The 20609-nt window shown below is 33.9% G+C and carries 20 protein-coding genes; 15 read left to right on the top strand and 5 right to left on the bottom strand.

What is annotated here, in order from left to right; genetic code table 11:
• Window positions 1–8: 8 nt before the first annotated feature.
• Window positions 9–2249, top strand: a complete 2241-nt coding sequence (locus HNV08_RS12750) for a hybrid sensor histidine kinase/response regulator (protein WP_173281712.1) — start codon at window positions 9–11, stop codon at window positions 2247–2249.
• Here the strand turns inward: HNV08_RS12750 and lpxK are convergent.
• Complete coding sequence (lpxK, locus tag HNV08_RS12745) at window positions 2242–3240, bottom strand: tetraacyldisaccharide 4'-kinase (protein ID WP_173281711.1); 999 nt, start codon at window positions 3238–3240, stop codon at window positions 2242–2244. The genes HNV08_RS12750 and lpxK overlap by 8 nt on opposite strands.
• Before the next feature lie 40 nt (window positions 3241–3280).
• On the opposite strand from lpxK, the gene HNV08_RS12740 reads away from it, so the two are divergent.
• From HNV08_RS12740 to msrA, 3 genes are all read left to right on the top strand, one after another.
• Complete coding sequence (locus tag HNV08_RS12740) at window positions 3281–4375, top strand: Nif3-like dinuclear metal center hexameric protein (RefSeq protein ID WP_173281710.1); 1095 nt, start codon at window positions 3281–3283, stop codon at window positions 4373–4375.
• A 2-nt stretch (window positions 4376–4377) separates the two neighbouring features.
• Window positions 4378–5163 (top strand): zinc ribbon domain-containing protein, encoded by a 786-nt coding sequence (locus HNV08_RS12735; RefSeq protein WP_173281709.1) that lies wholly within the window; start codon window positions 4378–4380, stop codon window positions 5161–5163.
• Between the two features lie 123 nt (window positions 5164–5286).
• Complete coding sequence (msrA, locus tag HNV08_RS12730) at window positions 5287–5949, top strand: peptide-methionine (S)-S-oxide reductase MsrA (protein WP_173281708.1); 663 nt, start codon at window positions 5287–5289, stop codon at window positions 5947–5949.
• Window positions 5950–6087: 138 nt separating this feature from the next.
• Here msrA and HNV08_RS12725 read toward each other — a convergent pair whose 3' ends face one another.
• Window positions 6088–6897, bottom strand: coding sequence for a class I SAM-dependent methyltransferase (locus HNV08_RS12725; RefSeq protein ID WP_173281707.1), 810 nt, complete (start codon window positions 6895–6897; stop codon window positions 6088–6090).
• A 41-nt stretch (window positions 6898–6938) separates the two neighbouring features.
• Here HNV08_RS12725 and HNV08_RS12720 point away from each other — a divergent pair, with 41 nt between their 5' ends.
• Window positions 6939–7619 carry a hypothetical protein gene (locus HNV08_RS12720; RefSeq protein ID WP_173281706.1) on the top strand — a complete coding sequence of 227 codons (681 nt, stop codon included), beginning with the start codon at window positions 6939–6941 and terminating at the stop codon, window positions 7617–7619.
• A 182-nt stretch (window positions 7620–7801) separates the two neighbouring features.
• Here the strand turns inward: HNV08_RS12720 and HNV08_RS12715 are convergent, their stop codons facing one another.
• Window positions 7802–9187 carry a sensor histidine kinase gene (locus HNV08_RS12715; protein WP_173281705.1) on the bottom strand — a complete coding sequence of 462 codons (1386 nt, stop codon included), beginning with the start codon at window positions 9185–9187 and terminating at the stop codon, window positions 7802–7804.
• Between the two features lie 156 nt (window positions 9188–9343).
• On the opposite strand from HNV08_RS12715, the gene kynU reads away from it, so the two are divergent.
• From kynU to HNV08_RS12665, 10 genes are all read left to right on the top strand, one after another.
• Window positions 9344–10618 carry a kynureninase gene (gene kynU / locus HNV08_RS12710; RefSeq protein WP_173281704.1) on the top strand — a complete coding sequence of 425 codons (1275 nt, stop codon included), beginning with the start codon at window positions 9344–9346 and terminating at the stop codon, window positions 10616–10618.
• Between the two features lie 66 nt (window positions 10619–10684).
• Window positions 10685–12079 carry an FAD-dependent oxidoreductase gene (locus HNV08_RS12705; protein WP_173281703.1) on the top strand — a complete coding sequence of 465 codons (1395 nt, stop codon included), beginning with the start codon at window positions 10685–10687 and terminating at the stop codon, window positions 12077–12079.
• Window positions 12080–12213: 134 nt separating this feature from the next.
• Window positions 12214–12609 carry a RidA family protein gene (locus HNV08_RS12700; protein ID WP_173281702.1) on the top strand — a complete coding sequence of 132 codons (396 nt, stop codon included), beginning with the start codon at window positions 12214–12216 and terminating at the stop codon, window positions 12607–12609.
• 70 nt (window positions 12610–12679) lie between these two features.
• Window positions 12680–13336 carry a hypothetical protein gene (locus HNV08_RS12695; RefSeq protein WP_173281701.1) on the top strand — a complete coding sequence of 219 codons (657 nt, stop codon included), beginning with the start codon at window positions 12680–12682 and terminating at the stop codon, window positions 13334–13336.
• Window positions 13337–13350: 14 nt separating this feature from the next.
• Window positions 13351–14829, top strand: a complete 1479-nt coding sequence (locus HNV08_RS12690) for an aldehyde dehydrogenase (RefSeq protein WP_317170247.1) — start codon at window positions 13351–13353, stop codon at window positions 14827–14829.
• Window positions 14830–14955: 126 nt separating this feature from the next.
• Complete coding sequence (locus HNV08_RS12685; RefSeq protein WP_173281700.1) at window positions 14956–15738, top strand: SDR family oxidoreductase; 783 nt, start codon at window positions 14956–14958, stop codon at window positions 15736–15738.
• A gap of 226 nt (window positions 15739–15964) precedes the next feature.
• Window positions 15965–16501: a 3-hydroxyanthranilate 3,4-dioxygenase gene (locus tag HNV08_RS12680; protein ID WP_173281699.1), complete on the top strand. Its 537-nt coding sequence runs from the start codon at window positions 15965–15967 to the stop codon at window positions 16499–16501.
• Between the two features lie 52 nt (window positions 16502–16553).
• Entirely contained in the window at window positions 16554–17639 is a 1086-nt protein-coding gene (locus HNV08_RS12675) for an amidohydrolase family protein (RefSeq protein ID WP_173281698.1), read from the top strand.
• Window positions 17640–17693: 54 nt separating this feature from the next.
• Window positions 17694–17921, top strand: coding sequence for a hypothetical protein (locus tag HNV08_RS12670; RefSeq protein WP_173281697.1), 228 nt, complete (start codon window positions 17694–17696; stop codon window positions 17919–17921).
• Between the two features lie 28 nt (window positions 17922–17949).
• Window positions 17950–18591, top strand: coding sequence for an O-methyltransferase (locus HNV08_RS12665; protein ID WP_173281696.1), 642 nt, complete (start codon window positions 17950–17952; stop codon window positions 18589–18591).
• Between the two features lie 58 nt (window positions 18592–18649).
• Here HNV08_RS12665 and HNV08_RS12660 read toward each other — a convergent pair whose 3' ends face one another.
• Window positions 18650–20152, bottom strand: coding sequence for a S8 family peptidase (locus tag HNV08_RS12660; RefSeq protein ID WP_173281695.1), 1503 nt, complete (start codon window positions 20150–20152; stop codon window positions 18650–18652).
• A 117-nt stretch (window positions 20153–20269) separates the two neighbouring features.
• Entirely contained in the window at window positions 20270–20560 is a 291-nt protein-coding gene (locus HNV08_RS12655; protein ID WP_173281694.1) for a Sec-independent protein translocase subunit TatA/TatB, read from the bottom strand.
• Window positions 20561–20609: the final 49 nt, after the last annotated feature.

Here is a 20609-nt window from a genome sequence, read left to right as displayed (position 1 = left end):
TGAGCTGAATGTCCCATTTCAAATATTACATATTTGTTTTTTTAGCATGTTTTTGTAGTCTGATTTTCTCGCAACAAGAAAGCGTAGAAGACACAGACACATTAACCTTACAGCTTGAAAATCATTTAGTTCAGGCCAAAATAGATAGTGATCGCGGTAAATATTACGATGCACAAGATAATCTAGATAAAGCCTTGACCATTGCTACTAAAATTGATGATAAGGTCAATCAAGGAAAAATACACACCAAGATTGCTAAAGTTCAATTTTTAGTTAACAAACCTGATTTAGCAACAATTTCACTTCATACTGCGTTAAAAATACAACGCGAAATTAACGATTATACCAATTTAGCAATAACATATAATATAAAAGGTGTAATTCATAGTAATTTAGAAGAATACGATTATGCCTTACAATATTTTAATTCTGCTAAAAATCTTTTTGAACAAGAAGATTTAGAAGAATTTATCTCAGATGTTTCGCTAAACGAAGCAAAAATATTTATAGCGCAAAAGCGTTACGAAGAAGCAAAATCACGCCTAGAGCGAACCATCATTATTGCCAAGAAATTTAATCAAGATGATCGTTTAAGTAGTGCATTAATTCAAAGTGCTAAGGTATCTGACGCCTTAAACAAAACCGACTTAGCACTATCACAAGCAGAAGAAGGCCTATCCATTGCTAAAGAGCATAATATATTAGCAAATGTCAACGAAGCCTATGTTGCGCTTAGTGATATACATCATAATCATAAAGATTTTGAACGCTCTTATTATTATATAAAAGAGCATATTAAGTTATCAGACTCTATTTTAAATATAAAACGAAACAACATACCATCTGGCATGTCTGGTGAAAATATTGATAGGTATAAAGACGCAGAAAATGCACAATTAAAAGCTCAAATTGAAGAAGTTAATGCTGAAAGTGCATTTACCAGAATCACTACAATTTTAAGTATTGCATTAATTACTATACTGTCTTTACTAACATTATCATTATATAAAAACAATAACATTAGGCTAAATACAAATACAATGCTTCACAAAAAGAACGATGAACTTATCGTCGCTAAAGAGAAAGCAGAATTAGCCTCTAAAACAAAAGCAAATTTTTTATCTACCGTTACTCATGAGCTGCGCACACCATTATATGCGGTAACGGGTATAACAAATATGCTCTTAGATGAAGAACCAAAAGAGCATCAAATTCCACATTTAAAATCATTAAAATTTTCAGGGGATTACCTATTAACTTTTATCAATGATATACTTCAAATAAATAAAATTGAAGCCAATAAGGTAGAGTTAGACCCAGAAAACTTTAACCTTAAAAATAAACTAGAAAATGTGATTTCGGCACTTAGTAATTCTGCTAACGACCAAAACACAAAGATTCATTTTGATTATGAAAAAGGATTGCCAGAAAACTATATTGGCGACCAACTAAAGATTTCCCAAATCTTAATTAACCTACTTGGAAATGCTATTAAATTCACCAAAGATGGAGACATCTGGGTAAAAGCGTACAAAATTGATGTTAAAGACAACACCTACAACTTACGTTTTGAAATTGAAGATAATGGTATTGGTATTACAAAAGAAAAGCAAGGTCAAATGTTTGACAGCTTCTCGCAAGGTTCTGTACAAATAAACAGAAAATATGGCGGAACTGGTCTTGGCTTATCTATTGTAAAAGGACTTATTCAAATTCTAAAAGGTAAAATTTATCTAAAGAGTGAGCTTGGTAAAGGCACAACATTCTTTTTTGAACTGCCTCTAGAATATGATAAAGAAGCCGAAAAACCAAAAACACAAGACGTTAAAAAAGTTAATAAGATGGATAGTTTGGATTTAAGTAATGTAAAAATTCTAATTGTAGAAGACAACAAAATCAATCAAATGATTACCAAGAAGATTCTGAACAAAATGAATCTATATTGTGATGTCGTTGATAATGGTGAAGCTGCAGTAGAAAAAGTAAAAGAAGTTACCTACGATGTTGTTTTAATGGATATTCACATGCCAGGAATTAGTGGATTAGAAGCGACTAAAATTATTAGAACTTTTGACAAAGAGCTAACTATTTTTGCCCTTACTGCTGTGACCTTAGAAGATAAAATGCATGAGTTTGGTGAAGCTGGTTTTAATGATATTATCTCTAAACCATTTAAACAAGAGGATTTCGAATCTAAATTACACGCAGCCTTATCAGGAGAGAAAATTGTTTCGAGCTACTTTAGTTAATAATACGTTTTACCAATCCATCAAACTGCGTTGCATTATCAATTTTTACTTCTATTGGCAGATAATACAATTTCCCATGTAATTCCTTTTGGCCAGATAATCTAACAAAATCCTTTTCTGTTGTAACTATTAATTTATTCTCGACTATTTTTTCAATATCTGACGGCTTAAAATCGTAATGATCACGAAACTCCAAATGACTAAATTTTAAACCTTTTCGCGTTAAAAATTCAACTAGTGGATTGGCATTGGCTATACCTGTAACGAGTAAAAATTCTGGTAAATGTTCTAAATCGAGTGTATCACTTTCCGATTTAACGTGTGGTGCATAATCAATGTAACTAAAAAATAGCTGCTGGTGTTTTTTTAAGTTCATTTTAGATGCCATTTCAAACTTTTCAGCTTCAGATAGATCGTTATTACATTTTGTTACCACTATAATATCTGCACGCTTTGCGCCTAATCTAGGTTCGCGTAAATTGCCTGTTGGCAAAACCCAATCTTTAAAATATAGATTATTATAAGCCGTTAACATTATGTTACATTTCGCTTTTACCTTTCTATGCTGATAGGCATCATCTAACAAAATAACATCTGGATGCGTTTTTAAACCCATCAGCTTGGCGATACCATTTTGCCTGTCTTCATCTACGGCAACACTAATATCACTAAACTTTTTGTAAAACTGAAATGGCTCATCTCCAATCTTATCGGCATTGGTATGTTGGTCAGCTAACACAAAACCTTTGGTTTTTCGTTTATAACCTCTACTTAAGGTGGCAAGTTGCCGATCTTCTCGCAATAATCTTACTAAATATTCTATCATTGGTGTTTTACCTGTACCACCTGTACTGAGATTACCAACACAAATAATAGGAAAATCATAAGACTTAGAAGATATAAATCCTAAATCGTACATCCAATTTCTTAACCAAGTGATTAAAAAATAAATTGGCACAAAGGGAAACAATATGATACGTAAAAACTTCACGAGTACTAAATTATATTATTTTTGAAACAAATATACACTTATGATTATACAAGACGTAATTAATCACTTACACAACTTAGCACCTTTAGCTTATGCTGAAGATTTTGATAATGTAGGCTTATTGGTTGGTGACAAAAACAATAAGGTGTCGGGTATCTTAGTAACATTAGACACGCTCGAAGCAGTTGTGGATGAAGCCATTGAAAAAAAATGCAACTTAATTGTAAGTTTTCATCCTATTATATTTTCAGGCTTAAAAAAATTAACAGGAAAAACCTATGTAGAACGCGTCGTTATCAAAGCCATACAACATCAAATTGCGATTTTCTCAATCCACACGGCTCTAGATAACGCTTATAATGGTGTAAATTCAATAATTTGTAATCAATTAGAATTAACACATAAAAAAATATTAATACCGCAATCTGGTACAATTAAAAAACTACAAACCTATGTACCTACAGCAAATGCCGAAGCCTTAAGATCTGCTCTATTTTCTGCAGGTGCAGGCGCATTAGGCAATTACGAATCTTGTAGTTTTAACGTAGAAGGACAAGGCACATATTTAGGGAATGAACATGCGAATCCTGTAATTGGCAAAAAAGGGGAATTACATACAGAAAATGAAACAGCTATTTCTGTTACATTTCAAAAACATTTAGAACCTCAACTATTAAAAGCATTATTTGCAGCGCATCCTTATGAAGAGGTCGCCTATGAAATAAGTACTTTAGAAAACACCAACCAGAAAATTGGTATGGGCATGATTGGCGAGCTCAAAACTGCCATGAAAACAGAAGATTGTTTAAAATATATTAAAACTAAAATGAATACAGCCTGCATAAGGCATTCAAAATCTCTAAATAAACCCATACAACGAATTGCAGTTTTAGGTGGCTCAGGGAGTTTTGCAATTTCAGCTGCAAAAGCGGCCAATGCAGACCTTTTGGTCACTTCAGACCTAAAATATCATGATTTTTTTACCGCCGAAAACGATATTGTTTTAGCTGATATTGGGCATTATGAAAGTGAACAGTTCACAAAATCGTTTTTAGTAGACTATCTCTCAAAAAAAATTACTAATTTTGCAATCATTTTATCAAAGACAAATACAAATCCGATAAAGTATTTATAATTATGGCAAAAAAGGCTGAACTTTCTGTTGAAGAGCGATTAAGAGCACTATATGATTTACAATTGATTGACTCTAGAGTAGATGAAATAAGAAATGTCAGAGGTGAGCTTCCGTTAGAAGTTAGAGATTTAGAAGACGAAGTTGAAGGACTTAACTTAAGAATGGAAAAGCTAAATGATAGTCTTACTATTATTGACGACGAAATTAAAGGGAAGAAAAATTTAATTGAAGAAGCAAAAGCTTTAATTAAAAAATACAGTGAGCAACAAAAAAATGTTAGAAATAACAGAGAATATAACTCATTGACCAAAGAAGTTGAATTTCAAGAATTAGAAATCCAATTAGCTGAAAAGCACATTAAAGAATTTAAAGCGCAAATAGAGCAGAAAAAAGTAATCATTTCTGAAACTAAGGAGCGCTTAAAAGATCGTAATGCGCATTTAAAGCACAAAAAAGGAGAGCTAAACGAAATTTTAAAGGAAACTGAAAAAGAAGAAGAAGCTCTAATTGATAAGTCTTTAGATTTTCAAAAGAAAATTGATGAGCGTTTAGTAAAAGCATACCTTAGAATTAGAAACAACGTTAAAAATGGTTTAGCAGTTGTAGCTATTGAGCGTGGTGCTTCTGGTGGATCTTTCTTTACTATCCCTCCACAAGTGCAAGTAGAAATAGCATCTCGCAAAAAAGTTATTACGGATGAGCACAGTGGACGTATCTTAGTGGATTCTGTATTAGCTGAAGAAGAAAAAGTAAAAATGAATAAATTGTTTGCCAAATTAAGCAAATAATCAGCATTCTAAATAAGAGTTAAGCCTTTGCATATCGCAAAGGCTTTTTTTTTAAGAAAACTTTAAAAAAATTAAACTTAAGGATTTGTATTTTATGACGACTATCCCAAAAAAAAAGTCATTATGAAAAAGATATTATTACTACTAGCGATTACATTACTATGTAATTGTCATAATCAAGCCCAAAATAATCCAAAACAGCAAGCTGTCATTGAAGCCGAACCAGTGGTCGTTCCGTTAGAAGATGGCAAAGCGAGAGCCTACTTTGCAAGTGGTTGTTTTTGGTGTGTAGAAGCCATATTTGAAAGTGTAAAAGGTGTGGACGAATCGATCTCTGGCTATTCTGGAGGATTTACAGAACACCCAACCTATGAAGCAAGTAATACGGGTAAAACTGGCCATGCAGAAGCCGTTGAGATTATTTACGATCCAGACATCATTAGTTTTTCCGAATTAGTTGATGTGTATTTTGGCTCTCAGAATCCGATTCAAGTTAATGGACAAGGTCCAGATCATGGTTCGCAATACCGTTCTATTATTTTTTATCAAAACGATGAGCAAAAGAAAATAATTGAGGAGAAAAAAGCGGCTTTAGCTGAAGAATTAGATGCTACAATTGCTGCAGAGGTTTATCCTTTTCAAAAATTTTGGGTTGGTGAAGATTACCACCAAAACTTTGAAAAACGACATCCTAATCATGGTTATATCAGAAACGTTTCGATTCCGAGATTAAATAGATTTAAAGCTAAGTTTCCTGAGCTACTAAAAGAAGATGAAAAGCATTAATCAAAATTAGACCTAGCAGGTTTTTTTTTAATCTAGCAGGTCTAGATATTTATATAAACCTAGTAGATTTTAAAATTTACTAGGTTTTCAGGTACTATTAATATAAATTGAGATTGTACAGTTTTCCCCTTTGGGGAATTAAAGGGGCTCCTTCTTAGTAGCCTTCAACTCAAAAATCATAGGAAAGAATTGATTTTCCATAACATACATTCCAGACTCCGTTTTTATTAAATCAGGAAATACATCATACGGACTTTCATCATATTCATTGAGGAACTCAATTTGCAAACCGGCTTCAATTAGTGAATTAACGACTTCGCTTAATCCATGATTCCAACCATATTCTTTACTCATCATTTTTGAATTTTGATTCGCATAAGTGCCTTCATACTCTTCATAGATCACCTCATCTTGACTGTAATGATATTTCATTTTTGGTTGCCCATCCACATAATCAAACATCCACGCAATAGGATGAAACTCCACAATATAAAATGTACCTCCTACCTTTAAGCGCTCTGCAATCATTGTTGCCCATGGTTTTAAATCTGGCAACCAACCTATGGTGCCGTAACTTGTAAAAACAATATCAAAAGTTTCGGTAATATGCTGTGATGTATCTAAAACGTTACAACAAACAAACTCAGCATCTAAGTTTAATTCCTCATTTAATTGCTTTGCTAATTTTACACCTTCATCACTTAGATCTACACCTACACACTTTGCGCCCATTCTACTCCAACTCAATGTATCTTGACCAAAATGACACTGCAAATGCAATAAAGACTTCCCTTCAACATTACCAAGTGCCTTAAGTTCATAAGGCATTAAAGATGTTTTTCCGTTTTTAAACGCCTTCATATTGTACATTTCACTTTGAGCATGTATAGCTACTTTTTTATTCCAAGTTACTTTATTTACTTCAAAATAATTCGAATTCTCTTTCATGGTTGGTTAATTTTGCATGTAATTTAAAACAACTTTTTAATATGAAACCTTTATACCTTGGTTTAATCTGCCTGCTACTGGTCTTTAATTGTAAATCCGACAGACAAAAAATTCAAACTGATGATGATCTAAATACAACTTTAGTCGAAAAAATTGCTAATGCACATGGTTTTGTACACTGGAAAAATGTATCTGAAGTAAAATTCACATTTCAAGTTGATAGAGATACTATTAAAGGTAATGGAAGGTCTTGGACATGGTTGCCTAAAACAGATAAAATAAAAATGACGACTGGCGAAACGAGCATTGCATACACCAGAAGCAAAATGGATAGTACACATATTGGCGTAGACCAAGAATTCATTAATGATAAATTTTGGTTACTAGTCCCTTTTCAATTAGTTTGGGATAGCGCTGCAGAAATATCACAACCAATATTTACGATAGCACCAATTAGCAAAATGCAATTAAATATGTTAACCATTACCTATCCTAATGAAGGTGGTTATACGCCTGGTGATGCTTATGATATTTATTACGATAATGACTTTATCATTAGAGAATGGGTTTTTAGAAAAGGAAATGCTAAAGAACCTTCTTTAACAACAACTTTTGAAAACTATAAAACTTATAACGGCATTAAAATTGCCACAGCACATAAAATGGCCAATAAGAATTGGAATCTTAATTTTACAGATGTTAGCATTACTTTGGAAAACTAGTAGTATGGCATTACATTTGTAGTCTATAATGTAAGATTCGCGTTTTAAGATTATTTATAATGCATAGCTTACATTTTCCGCCTTTTGGCGCCTATATATATATATATATATATATATATATATGAAAGCACTTTTATTAGTTATAAAAGTGCTTTGTTTTTTTTTATAGGTTCTTTAAACATTTATGATGATTTTAAATGACGATCAACACCAAATGTAAATGTAGACCCAAAACCTTCTTGGCTTTCTATCGTTAAATTACCTCCTAATAATTTCACATAAGCTTTAGCTATAGACAACCCAATACCTGAGCCATGCAACGCATTTTTATTAGAAATATCAACCTGATAAAATGGATCAAAAATAGTATCAATTTTATCCTCTGGCACACCAATACCTGTATCTTCAATTGAAAATTGTATTCTAGTACCAACATTTACTGTACGTATTTCAATTCGATCTCCTTTGGACGTGAATTTAATAGCATTCTCTATTAGTTTCTTTAAAATAACAACTAGTTTGGCTTGATCGGATTGAATTATACTTTCGGTTTCACTGATATTATTTTTTAAAATAAAATTAACGCCCTTTAACTTTGCTTCCGCTCCAAATGGCTTACAAACTGTTGCTATAGCATCTTTAACATTAAATGCACTAACCTTAACAGACATCACACCTGTTTCAATTTGCGAAATATTTAAGATCCCAGAAATCACTTCTAATAATTTTGAACCATTGTGCTCTATAACATCAACAAACGCCTTAAAGTCTTTATCATTTTGATCTTGATAATCTCTCAACAATTCTGCAGATCCTAAAATACCATACATAGGTGTTCTTATTTCATGACTCATATTCGCCAAAAATGCAGATTTTAACTGATCAGACTGTTCTGCTCTTTCTTTAGCAATAATGACATTTTTATGTTTTTCTACAAGCTCGGATTGCAACTTACTTTCTTTGATTAGCGCAGCATTAATCTGGTCAATTAAAAAAGAAACGGAAAAAACAGTCATTAAAATAAAAAGTATGTTGTTTAGAAATACAATGACAACAACTTCAATAACTTCATTTTCAAAAATTGGTAAGTAAACAATTTTATAGTAAAAAGCAACTGCCAATAAAGCATAAACACAACTGGTATAGAATACAGTCATTAATCCTGCTTTTTTGCCACTGTAGAGCGTTACCAAAATACATAACATAAATAATAACAAACCACTACTGCTCTTTAAACCTAAATTTACAACGAGCACAAATGATAATACAAACAAGTTAATTGAAAACACTTTTTTCTTAAGGCTTAAACTCATTTTATTATTAAAAAACAAAAAACAAATGAGTAAAAACGCCAAAGTATCCACGTAGAATACATTCCATTTTTCTAGCATAACACTAAAAATAGCACTAGGTATGTATGAAAACAGGCCTAAAGGTAAAACCAATAACAGAATAGATATAAAAAGTCTATCTCTAAAATAAGACAATTCGTCTTGTGTTTCTCCTTTTGAGAATCCACCGTATTTAATATACCATTGATGGTAAGACAACCATAAATTCTTAAGCATGTATGTTATTGATTGATTACTCTAAATCTAAGCAGATATTGTCAATTAAACAATTTAAATCTAGAAATTAATCATCTTTCAATACAGGCATTTATCTATTACAAAAAAACCATTTAATTATCTTATTTTTGTTAATAACCGAAAATTCAATATACTTTGTCCAACTATAAACCTGGTCTTGATTACGCAAAACAACAAGACGAATTAGACGAATTATCTAGTTACAGAGCACAGTTTCACATCCCAAAAGACAAAAAGGGAAATGAGCTCATCTACCTCTGTGGTAACTCGCTTGGCTTGCAACCAAAAGCAACAAAAAACTATATTAATCAAGAGCTAGAAGATTGGGCAAATCTTGGTGTTGAAGGTCATACTGATGCTAAAAACCCTTGGTTACCGTATCACGAATTTTTAACAGAAGCCACAGCCAAATTAGTTGGTGCTAAACCTATTGAAGTGGTTACAATGAATTCTTTAACGGCGAATCTGCATTTTATGATGGCGTCGTTTTACCAACCAACCACAGAACGCTATAAAATTCTTATTGAAAGTGATGCCTTTCCTTCAGATAAATATGCTGTAGAATCCCAATTGCGTCATCATGGTTACGATGACAAAGACGGATTAATTCTCTGGAAACCTAGAAAAGACGAAGAATTATTACGTTACGAAGATTTAGAAGACATTCTTGAAGCTCATGGTAATGAGATAGCCTTAATTATGATTGGTGGTGTTAATTATTATACGGGTCAGTTTTTCGATTTTAAACGTATCACAGACCTTGGACACAGTTATGGCTGTAAAGTCGGATTTGATTGTGCTCATGGAGCCGGAAACGTCTATTTAGATTTACATAATTCTGGAGCCGATTTTGCTGTTTGGTGTACTTATAAATATCTAAATTCAGGACCAGGAAGTTTATCGGGTTGCTTTGTGCACGAGCGCCATGCTTATGACAAAGACCTCAACCGATTTACAGGATGGTGGAGTCACAATAAAGACACACGTTTTAATATGCGACACGAATTTGATGTTTTACCAGGAGCCGAAGGTTGGCAACTCAGTAATCCACCAATTTTATCCATGGCTGCGATTAAAGCATCACTAGATATGTTTCATGACGTTGGATTTGATAAAATTCTAAAAAAATCGAAAAAACTAACCGGTTATTTTGAATTTTTATTGAAAGCTTTAGGTGAAGACACCATAAGAATTATTACGCCAGAAAACCCTGAAGAACGAGGTTGTCAACTCTCTATTCAAGTGTTAAATGCAGACAAATCCTTACACGATAAATTAACCGAAGCTGGTGTTATTAGCGATTGGCGCGAACCAGATGTGATACGATGTGCACCAGTACCATTATACAATTCATTTGAAGATGTTTACTGGATGGTAGAAAAGATGAAAGCTATTTTGAATAAAAACTAAGTGTCACCTCGAGCGCAGTCGAGAGGTCATAAGAGGTCTCGACTGCGCTCGACCAGACAGAATATTATGAGTAACAAACAAAACATACTAATCATTGGCGCAGGACTCTGCGGGAGTCTTTTAGCACTAAGACTAGGACAACGCGGCTACAACGTAACCGTTTACGAAATGCGTCCAGACCTAAGAACCACAGACATATCTGCTGGTCGTTCTATCAACTTAGCTTTTTCCGATAGAGGTAACAAAGCCATGAAACTCGTTGGTATAGAAGACAAAGTAAAAGAATTATGTATTCCTATGCATGGAAGAATGCTTCACGATAAAGAAGGCAACACCTTTATGTCTAATTACAGCGGTCGAGATTACGAGTATATCAATTCTATTTCTAGAGGAGAATTGAATGGTTTACTACTAACCGAAGCCGAAAAACATGATAACGTTACCATACATTTCAATAAAAAATGTAAATCGGTAGATTTTGAAAAAACCACGGCTTTATTTCAAGATTATAATACAAAAGACGAATTTATAGAAGATGCAGATTGCATCATAGCAACTGATGGTGCAGGTTCAGCATTGCGAAAAAGTTATTATTTAGGTAAGAAGTTTTTATTCAGTTTTTCGCAAGAGTATTTAAGTCATGGTTACAAAGAACTTAGTTTTTTACCTACCGAAACTGGCGATTACAAAACCTTTAAAAACGCTTTACACATTTGGCCTAGAAGTAGCTTTATGCTTATTGCGTTACCAAATTTAGACGGAAGTTTTACGGTCACTTTATTCCTAAGTTATAACGAAGGCACATATAATTTCAATAATTTAACTACACCAGAAGCTGTAACTGAATTTTTTCAAAACGAGTTTCCAGATGCGTTAGCCATTATGCCAAATTTAGTCGATGACTTTTTTGAAAATCCAACAGCATCATTAGGCACTGTAAAATGTTCGCCATGGCATTATAAAGGAAATACACTATTGATGGGAGATTCTGCCCATGCTATCGTCCCTTTTTACGGTCAAGGTATGAACGCGTCTTTTGAAGATGTTGTTGAATTTGATAAAGTCCTAGACCAAAATCTCGACAATTGGGAAGCGATATTTGAAACTTACGAGAAAAACCGAAAGAAAGACACTGATGCCATTGCCGATTTAGCCATTGACAATTTCCATGAAATGAAAGGCCATGTGGCAAATCCAATTTTTCAAGAAAAACGAAAAATTGAAATGGCGCTGGAGAAAGAATTTCCGAATCAGTATTCGTCAAAATATAGTTTAGTTACCTTTAACGAGAAGATAGGTTATAGACAAGCCATGCTAAAAGGACGCGCACAAGACAAGGCCATACTAAACATGCTAACCGATAAAATTATATCATCAGAAGACGATTTAAAAGACATTTTATATAAAGTAAATGCAGAAACTGAAGCTATTTTAGAAGACGATAGGATCGCGGGATTGTAAAAAAAAGCCCATCCTAACCTTCCCAAAGGGAAGGAACTAATGACTCATAAAAAATATTAATTATAAATATTAACTCAATTTTTCGCTCTGATTTTTTCCCCTTTTGGGGAAATTAAAAGGGGCTTTTTAAACATATGGAAGTAACACCAAGAGGAGCTTACCCTCACATTAAGCAAGTAGGCGATTTCATTTTCGTGTCAGGCACTAGTTCTAGACGTGCAGACAACAGCATCGCTGGCGTAGACATCATTGACGAGATGGGAACAAAACGTTTAAACGCCTACACCCAAACGCAAGAAGTTCTAAAAAACATAGAAAAAAACTTAGCAAAAGTTGGAGCAAGCCTTAAAGATGTGGTTGACGTTACGTCATTTCTAGTTAACATGAATGACTTTGCAGATTACAACAAAGCTTACGCAGAATTCTTTGAAAAAGAAACCGGACCAACCAGAACAACCGTTGCTGTGCATCAGTTACCACATCCAGATTTGGTTGTTGAGATAAAGGTTATGGCTTATAAACCAAAATAAAGAATCATCAATGTCATTCCTACAGAGCGCAGCGACGAGGAATCGCATAGCATTAAAAACTAATTACTATTTGAAACTATATTATACATATCTATTCATTTTTCTTTTGAGTTTATCTTGTCAGAACTCAGAAAAGGATATAATAACTAATAAATTTAAAGAAACTACAATTGAAACACCTTTAATTACCGATGAATTTAAGCTTAATTTCTTAAATGAAATTTTAAGTAATAAAGAGGATGATTATTTATATCCTTATAGTAGCAAAAATCCATACCTAATGTTTCATTCTTATAACTATACCGGAAATACAGATATTAAATATTTAAAATTATTAGGAAAACCATCAACTTTTCCTGAAGTTATTAATCATTTTTTTAAAGAGAATGACACAACTTTTATTATTAATCAAATAAAAGAAAACCAAGTCTTAGATGTTTTTAAGCTTTCAAAATATGGACACAACATTGTAGATTGGTCAAAAATTAGATATTATGATGATAATTTTAAAGAAGTTAGGTTGGTTTCAAAAGACTCTATTCTAAAATTAGAGACAGATAATGAGAAAGAAGGACAATTGATATTATATAAACCAATCTTTAATAAAAAACTAAATAAATCTTATATTTCTATGGGTTATTTTATGTCTCATGGATATGAATTACTCTATAAAAAAGAAAACAACAAATGGGTACTAGATAAAACAGTAGGAGGCTATCAAAACTAAACAACTTAAAACTTGTGTCAGAAAAAACAAAAAAAGTTGAGATTCCTGCCTTCGCAGGAATTAAAAACTACATAAACGGAAAATTCCAAAATCCAATTCAAGGCAACTGGATAGATAACTATAATCCATCAGATGGTGCTATTTATGGACAAATTCCGAATTCAACCAAAGAAGACGTAGAAGAAGCGTATAAAAATGCCAAATCAGCCTTTAGGCTGTGGTCGCAAACCACATTAGAAGAACGTAGCAGAATCCTCATTAGAATTTCAGAATTATTAGAAGCGAATTTAGACCGTTTTGCTGAAGCCGAAAGTAAAGACAATGGCAAACCAATATCATTAGCAAAAGCCATAGATATTCCGAGAGCAGCAAGTAATTTTCGATTCTTTGGGAATGCCATTACGCAATTTGCCAGTGAAAGTCATGAGTCTGTTGGTCAGAATGCCATAAATTATACCTTGCGTCAACCCATTGGCGTTGTCGGTTGTATTTCGCCTTGGAACCTTCCACTCTATCTCTTTACGTGGAAAATTGCACCAGCATTAGCCGCAGGAAATTGTGTGGTTGCCAAACCAAGTGAAGTTACACCAATGACGGCTTATCTACTTGGAGAAATTTGTAACGAAGCAGGTTTACCAAAAGGTGTTTTAAATATTATTCACGGCTTAGGAACAACCACAGGACAAGCCATTATTGAGCATCCAGACATAAAAGCGATTTCCTTTACAGGAGGTACAGCAACAGGAGCACATATTGCCAAAGTCGCCGCACCAATGTTCAAAAAGCTATCTTTAGAATTAGGTGGAAAAAACCCAAATATCATTTTTGCCGATTGCGATTACGAGGATATGTTGAACACTACAGTACGTTCTTCATTTGCTAATCAAGGACAGATTTGTTTGTGTGGCAGTCGTATTTTTGTGGAAGCTTCCCTCTATGAAAAATTTAAGATTGATTTTGTTGTAAAAGTAAAACAACTTAAAGTTGGACATCCATCAGAATCCGATACCAATATTGGCGCTTTAGTGTCCAAACCACATCTTGAAAAAGTAAAAGAATACATCAACATTGCAAAAACAGAAAATGGAACTATACTTTGTGGAGGCAATGAAGTGACTGTTGCAGGATTTGAAAACGGCTATTATTTAGAACCAACCGTTATTGAAGTTCCCAATGACAATTGCAGAGTGAATCAAGAAGAAATTTTTGGACCAGTAGTAACCATAATGCCTTTCAGTAAAGAAGACGAGGTTTCGAAAATGGCAAACAAAGTAAAATATGGTTTATCAGCGACCTTGTGGACCAACAATCTAAAACGCACCATGAAACTAAGTAACCAATTACAAGCAGGTATTGTTTGGGTAAACACTTGGATGATGCGCGATTTAAGAACCCCTTTTGGCGGCGTAAAAGCCTCAGGTGTAGGACGTGAAGGTGGATTTGAAGCCTTACGCTTTTTTACGGAAGCTAAGAATGTTTGTATAAAATACTAGAAGCCCATCTTCCGTCTTCCCATAAGGGAAGAAACTAGATTGGAACTCTAAATATAAATTGAATAAATTTTTAAAATAATAACTCTAAACAAAACCCCTTCCGTTTGGGAAGGTTGGGATGGGCTTATGGACTTACAACTAAACAACAAATACGCACTAGTCTGCGGCAGTACAGCAGGCATAGGAAAAGCAACAGCAATGGCATTAGCAGCCGAAGGTGTTCAAGTGACCTTAGTAGCAAGAAATGAAGATAAATTAAAAACGGTACTTTCTGAATTACCTCAGCAAAGAACACACGATTATATTGTGGCTGATTTTTCGAATCCAGAAGATTTAAAAACTAAGGTTTCGGAATATATTTCAAACCATCATGGTTTTCATATTTTGGTAAATAATACAGGTGGCCCAAAAGGCGGTCCTGTTTTTTCTGCTGAAGTTGATGAATTTGAATCGGCTTTTACCCAACATTTAAAATGTAATCATGTTCTCGTTCAAACCGTTGTTCCCTTTATGAAAGAGGAAGGTTTTGGTCGTATTATCAATGTGATTTCAACCTCTGTAAAACAACCTTTAGATGGTCTTGGCGTGAGTAACACCATTAGAGGAGCCGTTGCTAATTGGAGTAAAACATTAGCTAATGAGCTTGGTCAGTTTGGTATTACAGTAAACAATGTTTTACCTGGAGCCACTGGTACAGAGCGTTTAACTCAAATTATTAAAAATAAATCGGCTAAATCAGGAAACACGGAAGAAGAAGCTGCAAATGCCATGAAAAACGCAGTGCCAGCAAAACGCTTTGCCCAACCAGAAGAACTAGCCGATGCTATAACATTTTTAGCGAGTGAACGTGCTGCTTATATTAATGGAATTAACCTTCCTGTGGATGGTGGACGAACAAAATCACTATAAAAAAGCCCTTCCCTATCCCTTCCCATAAGGGAAGGAGAAACTGTTGCGGCAATTCTTAACTTAAAAATAGGCTTTAAAGGTTTTAAAAACCTTGACGGTCTTTGTATATTAGTGAAATAATTTTTTAGCTATTACGATTTAAATATTATTGTTTAATAACTACTCTTATCCGCCCAAGTAAGAGTTCCTTCCCATTCGGGAAGGTTAGGATGGGCTTCTTCTTATCATGAGCAAACTATTTCCACCCATAAATTTTAAAGAATGGATTGAAGACAACCGTCATTTACTCAAACCACCTGTTGGTAATAAAGTGGTTTGGAAAGATGGCGATTTTATTGTGATGGTCGTTGGTGGTCCCAACAGCAGAAAAGATTACCACTACAATGAAACACCAGAGTTTTTCTATCAGGTAGAAGGTGATATTGTTTTAAAAGTTATAGATGAAGGCGTACCTAAAGACATTCATATAAAAGAAGGTGATATTTTTCTTTTACCTCCAAAAGTGCCTCATTCGCCACAACGCGGTGCCAATACGGTTGGTTTGGTTATTGAATATCCTAGAGAAGAAGGTGTACAAGATGCGTTATTATGGTATTGTGAAAACTGTACCACAAAACTTTATGAGGAAGATTTCACTTTAGATAACATTGAAACCGATATGCCTGCTATTTTCGACAAGTATTACGGTGACAAAAACAAACGTAGCTGTCCTAATTGCGGTGAAATTATGGAACCACCAAAAAAGGTTCAAATCGAAGAATAGAGAATAAATTAATCAACGGAGTTATTTAACTGCTCTAAGTTTCACAATCTATATGACAAAACGTAAATTAAGAATAAACGGTCACTCACACCTTCTTCCCTATCCTGAAGAGATTCCACAATTCATGAAAGACAAAGGCATATTTTGGGTCGATAAAGACCGAAAATTTATGCTCCAAAAGGACTGGAACCGTCCCATTACAGATTCTAGTTTTTTCTTAGACGAAAAATTAGAATGGATGGAACGCAATAAGCTAGACCACGCTGTGGTTTTAAACCTATCCCAACTTTATGGTAATGGTTTAAGGGTTGAAGAAATGAAGCAAGCCTTACGGTTTCAAAATGATTTTAATGCCAAAGTACAGCATAATCATCCAAGTAAGTTTACCTCTGGTTTTGTGGTTCATCCTGGATTTGTACGAAGTGCATGCTGGGAAATTGAACGTTGCGTAGAAGTATTAGGTATGCGCTTATTATGTTTGCCAACGCACTACATGGATTCTATTGGTACTTGGCGTTGTATTTTTGACGAAGAAAACGAGCCCATTTTTGAAATGGCCAACAAATATAATTTGGCTGTAGAAATCCATCCTTACGATGGCGAAAAGTTTATAAAATTAGAAAACACATCATGGCGTTTTCACTTAATTTGGATGTTAGCACAATGTGGAGACGCGTACCACTTCTTAACGTTAAATGGCTACCAAGATAAATATCCAAATATGAGAACTTGTTTTGCGCATGGTGGCCAATTGGCACAAATTAACTTAGGAAGACGTATCCAAGGGTTTGATGGACGACCAGATTTATTTGAAGGCAAAAGTCATCCGAGAAAAGCGGTTGGTCATAAAAATATCTTCTTTGACACTTTAGTACATGATACTGGAGGCTTAGAATTATTGATTAGAAATCAAGGTTCTAAACAAGTAATTATGGGACTTGATGACCCTTATCCTTTAGGCGAAATGGAAAGCGAAAAGCAGTCCTCTTATCCAGGAAAAATAATTGACTTAGCGATTGACAGAGAGATAATTACAGCAAATGAAGGTGATGCCATATGGGAAGACAATGTCATTCAATGGCTATGTGGTGATGACGAAGACGCTAAGCAAAAGTTAATTGCAAGAATTACATCATAGCTTTGAAATTCATTTATTATGTCTATATTTAAACTCTAACCAACTAAATATATTATGAAAAAAATCGGAGGATACATGGTCTTTTTTGGCCTATTTGCTATTGTTTTAAATTTCTTTGACAGAGTTCCAACAATCTTAATGTGGATTTATTCTTGGGGCGACACTGCTGCTTGGGCTATTAAAATTGGGCTTGTTGTTGTAGGTGCTGTTCTTTTCTTTATGGGCAAACCAGAAGCAGAAGAAGCTGAAGTAGAAGTTCAGCAAGAAGAGTCTGCTGAATAATTGTTTTTGATGCATTAAATTTTTAGATATGTATTTCTTACCAGAAAATCTAGACAACTATGTTGTTGCACATTCTGAACAAGAGCCCGATTTATTAAAACAGCTCACCAGAGAAACATATCAGAAAGTGCTGCAACCTATTATGCTCAGTGGTCCTTATCAAGGACGAGTGTTGAGTATGATTTCTAAATTAATACGACCTCAATCTATTTTAGAATTAGGGACATTTACTGGCTATTCTACATTATGTTTAGCTGAAGGTTTAGTTAGCGATGGCGAATTGCATACTATTGATATTAATGAAGAATTGGTAGACTTTCAGCGTAAGTATTTTGACAAATCTAGTTATGGAAAACAAATCATTCAGCATACAGGAAGTGCTTTAGATATTGTTCCCAAACTAAATCAAACTTTTGATTTAGTTTTTATAGATGCGGATAAACCTAACTACTCTAATTACTTTCACTTAGTCATTGACAAGTTAAATTCTGGAGGTATTATCTTATCTGATAATGTTTTATGGCACGGAAAAGTTGTAGAACCCTTAGATGAAAAAGATAAATCTACCAAAGCAGTTTTAGATTACAACACTCTTCTAAAAGATGATGAACGAATTGAAACTGTGCTGCTTCCTATTAGAGATGGTTTAACGATAAGTAGAAAAAAATAAATTAAAAAAAATCCTTTTCAATTTGAAAAGGATTTTTTTATTTCAATTCAATTTTAAGTTATTGCACAGCTTGTAGTGCATCAATATTCCCGTAGCCAAAGCTACTACTCTTATAAGGATATAAATCAGACGATTGCTTCAACCTATTAATCACTTGTGTTCTACTCCAATTAGGATACTTAGACCAAATCAAAGCCGCAATACCAGCTGTCGTTGCGGTTGCTGCAGAAGAACCACCTGTATAACGACGTTGACCATTATAAAAGTTTAAAACAGGAGGCGCTTTACTTGTATTGTTATCGCCTTCCATTATTATTGTGAAATCTATTTTACTTCCACTATGGCACGTTTCGCAACGTTCGTAGTTACTTCCATCATTTACACCTGTTACAGCCACAGTTTCACTCATTGTTGCCGGAAAAATGACACCAAAGCCATTTGTAAAACTTGTCGACGTTCCGCCAGCTGCAAAAATCAGTTTTCCTTTACTGTAGGCATATTTTACAGCATCTTTAATATTTCCAATTGACCAAACGTAACCGATAGACATAGAAATAATTTTTACATCACTTCTATTCCCTAATTGTGTTAAGGCTTTAGAAACGCCTTTTCTTTCATGATAATCATTTAGTAAAACATCTTCTGTAGCTCTGTACGCAACTAAGTTGGCGTTGTAAGCCACACCAACAGGCATACCGTCATTATTTCTAGGCGATGCCATTGTAGAACCCATTGCTGTTCCATGTCCACATTTATCATCTGGACCATCATAATTATTAGACCACCACCAATTAGAATCTATAAAGGTTCCATACTTCTGAACAAAACGTCCTGAAGAATACCCATCATTAATTCCTGCTGAAGTTAATAGTGATTGATATCTAGAAATACCAGTGTCAATTAACCCAATAGTTACACCAGAACCCGTAGACTTACTCCAAGCACTTTGTATGTTGTGTTCATTAAAATGCCAAGAGACTTGCACATTATTAGGCGTTGTTGTTGTATAATGCGCAGTGTTTATATAATCTGCACTTTTATCGCAACCTGAGCTCGATTTTTGTACCGAACCAGCGACATAATGGTTGTAGCCGTTTGGCTCCAAATACCTAACATATTCACTTTTTCTAAGCGCTACAACAGTTTCTAACTTGGTTACTTCAGCATCAAAAACAGTAAGAATTTCATCTTCTTTTAGCTTAAAATTATCTTTATCTACCTGCTCTGTTGACATTATAATTGATAGCAGCTCATTCTTTTTCTGAATTAACTCATTATCTACAACTTCACTATAGCTTTGTCCTTCATTACCATAACCTACAGTTAGTACATTTTGCCCTAAAATTAAGGCGCTCCAAACAAAATGTGCATCTTCATTATTCCAATCAAAATCGCCTGTTGCTTCAATTTGCTCACTGATTCTTTGATTAATCTGATCTATGGTTAATGCTTTTTCGGGAAACTGATTGGCATTAAGCTCCTCTTCTAAAATAGTGTCTTTAGCACAAGACACTATGGTAATAGCAATGCATACGACTACCAAACGGTACATTTTTTTCATTTAATAAGATTTAGTTGATTAATTAATTTCCTAAATATATTAAATATAATGTATAATTTTATAGCATATTTTATGATTTTAACAAAAAATACAGTGAGTAATTAGTAATAGCAAAATTTAACGGTCTCTTTTCAATGATCCTGTGAAGTCTTCTAGGTCATCTTTTATTTTATTGAGTTCCTCTTTAACGTTATTGGTTACCTCAGTATCTATAATTTTACTGTCCTTAGCACTTTTAGTGATTTCATGCTTAACATCATTTGTAGCATCCTTTAATTGACGCATTCCTTTCCCTAAACCACGTGCAATTTCTGGTAGTTTATCCGCACCAAAAAACATAACCACAACGAGTAGTATTACCATTATTTCGGCACCTCCAATAAATAATAATGTTAAATGATGTATCATAATGCAAATATAAAGTGAGTTTATGTATTATACCTAGCCAAATTAAAAA

Source organism: Winogradskyella eckloniae, assembly GCF_013249045.1.
Lineage (GTDB): Bacteria > Bacteroidota > Bacteroidia > Flavobacteriales > Flavobacteriaceae > Winogradskyella > Winogradskyella eckloniae.
This window is presented reverse-complemented; position numbering and strand designations above follow the sequence as displayed.